The following is a 2,810-nucleotide window of genomic DNA, read 5'->3' on the forward strand; positions in this document are numbered from 1 at the left end:
ATGTCATCTCGTCTCATGCCCCAACATGACACTCCGAACCGACAATGGGAATCCTATGTCAGACGGGGAACACTAGCCTGCCGCCTCAGGTAGCGTAGCTGGATTTTAGCAGTGCTTCTCCATATTCGTCCTTTGAATCGCTGTCGTAGACGATACCTCCCCCAACATTAAGCGTCGCACGCCCGTTGTCATGGCAAACTATTGTTCTGATCGCGACGTTGAACTGCATTGCATTGTTTGGGCTAATCCATCCGATAGAGCCGCAATAGGCTCCGCGTGCTTCACGCTCCATCGATCGGATCACTTGCATCGCCCTGATCTTTGGCGCGCCGGTGATCGAACCACAAGGAAACAGCGCTTCAAAAATGTCGCACAATGTCTTGTTTGGCAAAAGTTGTGCCACGACAAGAGACGTCATCTGGTGCAGAGTGTCATAGGTTTCGATTTCGAACATCTTGGGAACCTTGACGCTCCCAATCACGGCAATCTTACTGATATCGTTGCGCAAGAGGTCAACAATCATGAGGTTCTCTGCGCGGTTCTTCTCGGAACCATGTAGCCATGCCTTTTGCTTCGCGTCATCTTGCGGTGTCTTGCCTCGGGCGGCAGTGCCTTTCATTGGTTTGGTCTGAAAGTTCCCGTTTTCGTCTATTGCAAAGAAGAGTTCTGGCGACCTTGACAGGATTTTCCGACCACCAAGATTTACGAAAGCGCCGTACGGCACAGGTTGTCTCGCCCGCAGTGCTTGGTAAAGCTCTAGCGGCGTTCCCGTATAGTGTGCCGACTTAAGCGTCCGGTCTACTCGGTTTGATCCGGGAAGGCCTCTTTGTCTGTGTACAGGATGTTTGCAGTTGGCGTCATTGCGATCATCAACGACCGCCGTTCTCCGTCAGGAGTGGCAAGTTCACAAATGGCGATCTTTTTGATGCTCATTCGTTTGTCTTGCTGATCGGGATCTACCAATCTGCAATCGTCAAAGGCACCGTGCTGACCTAACTCAGAATTGGATAGTTCTTTGAAGTACTGCGCGTAAGCGGTTCTGAGGAATTGAGCGTCGGTTGGGCTATAGAGGAAGACAAATAAGGCCCAACTTAGCGCTGCACCGACTGTCAAACCCAATAAAAACGGCTAAAAATTTGTTCTGCTTCTCTTTATGTGCTGTTCATTCATACGGCCAATCATCCTGAACTTGGGCGTTCCACGGCAAGAGATCATCAACGCGGTTGATCTTGTAGTCTGGAATGCGGGCGAGCGTGTCTGCGAGCCATGCTTGGGGATCAATGCCGTTCAGTTTGGCGGTTTCGATCAAGGTGTAGGCGATTGCGGCGGCGCGGCCGCCGGTCTGTGATCCAACGAATAGGTAATTCTTGCGCCCGATTGCAACTGAGCGCACCGCCCTTTCGGCAGTGTTGTTGTCCAGCTCCAAGATGCCGTGGTCGAGGTAAGGACGCAGCCGCGCCATGCGGGTCAGGGCATAGCGGATTGCGCCTGCCAGTGGCGATTTGCCGGAGATGCTGGGCAGTTGGGCGTGTAGCCATGTTTCCAGATCATCGAAGATCGGTTTTGCCTGCGCTTGTCGGAGATCGGCGCGTTGATCTGGTGGTGATCCACGGGCCTCTTTCTCGACCGCATACAACTGTGCGATGCGCTTGATGGCCTCGTCGGCGATCGCAGAACCTTGGGCGCGGTGGATGTCGACGAACTTGCGCCTGACGTGGGCCATACAGCCGACTTCGCGAATGTCGCCGGAACGATAGAGGTCTTCGAACCCGGCATAGCCGTCCGCATGCATCCAACCCTGATATTTTGCGAGATGATCTTTGGGGTGCTGCCCTTTGCGGTCTGGCGAGAACTGATACCAGCTGGTGGGTGCAACGTTGCTGCCCCATGGCCTCTCGTCTCGTCCATATGCCCAAAGGCGGGCTGTCGCTGTTTTGCCGGTCCCGGGGGCCAGCATCTTCACCGGGGTATCGTCTGCGAAGATAGCTTGCCCGGCCAGAACATGCCGCCCAATGGCATCCGCCAGTGGTTCCAACAACGCCGTGGATTTGCCAACCCAGTCGGCCAACGTTGAACGGTCAATGTCGATCCCGTCGCGCTCGAAGATGCTACTTTGACGATAGAGCGGCAGGTGGTCGGCATATTTGTTGACCAACACATGTGCCAGCAGTCCCGGACCGGGGCGTCCACGTTCGATGGGACGCGATGGCAACGCTGCCTGCGTAAAGGCCTCGCAGCCCGAACAGGCAAAGCGCGGCCGCACGATGCGGTTCACGATGAACCGTCCAGGCACATATTCCAGTTCTTCGGTCACATCTTCTCCCAAACGACGCAATCCGCCACCACATTGGGGGCAATCATCGTCGCCGGTGGTCAGCTCGACTTCCATGCGCGGGATATGATCGGAAATGGGGCGACGCTTCGGTTTATCCTTGGATTCCTCATCAGGAAGACGCAGCTTTGCCGTCATCTTGGCAACAGCGATCTCGCTTGTTTCCAGCGCCAGTTGAAGCTGTTCAATGCTCTCGGATGACGATCCAAACCGATGATGACGCTGACCTGCTAACTGATGTCGCAGCTTCTCGATCAAGACAGCTTGTGACTTCACCTCGGCCAGCAAAAGGGTCGTGAACTGTCTCAGTTTATCGGGGTCCTTCGGCAGAGATTTGTCGACGTCCAGCATAGCCAGACCATAGCAAAACAACGGGCTGGCGGGAATCCCACACACGTATTTAAGAGGTGGTCCTAGATTTTCGACCAATTTGCAGCCGGTTTAAGATGGATCAGGGGTTCATTTAGGCTGCTATTCT

Annotated in this window: 2 protein-coding genes and 1 pseudogene; all 3 read right to left on the reverse strand. The window is 54.6% G+C overall.

The window, feature by feature from the left end:
• Positions 1 to 85: 85 nt before the first annotated feature.
• A pseudogene (pabB, locus tag Q1A75_RS23580) lies at positions 86 to 769 on the reverse strand (aminodeoxychorismate synthase component I); the annotation flags it as partial.
• Positions 770 to 798: 29 nt separating this feature from the next.
• Complete coding sequence (locus Q1A75_RS23585; RefSeq protein ID WP_299593444.1) at positions 799 to 933, reverse strand: hypothetical protein; 135 nt, start codon at positions 931 to 933, stop codon at positions 799 to 801.
• 229 nt (positions 934 to 1,162) lie between these two features.
• Positions 1,163 to 2,683 (reverse strand): IS66 family transposase, encoded by a 1,521-nt coding sequence (locus Q1A75_RS23590; RefSeq protein WP_299593441.1) that lies wholly within the window; start codon positions 2,681 to 2,683, stop codon positions 1,163 to 1,165.
• Positions 2,684 to 2,810 lie beyond the last annotated feature (127 nt).

It is taken from the genome of uncultured Tateyamaria sp., from assembly GCF_947504105.1.
Classification (GTDB): Bacteria; Pseudomonadota; Alphaproteobacteria; order Rhodobacterales; family Rhodobacteraceae; genus Tateyamaria.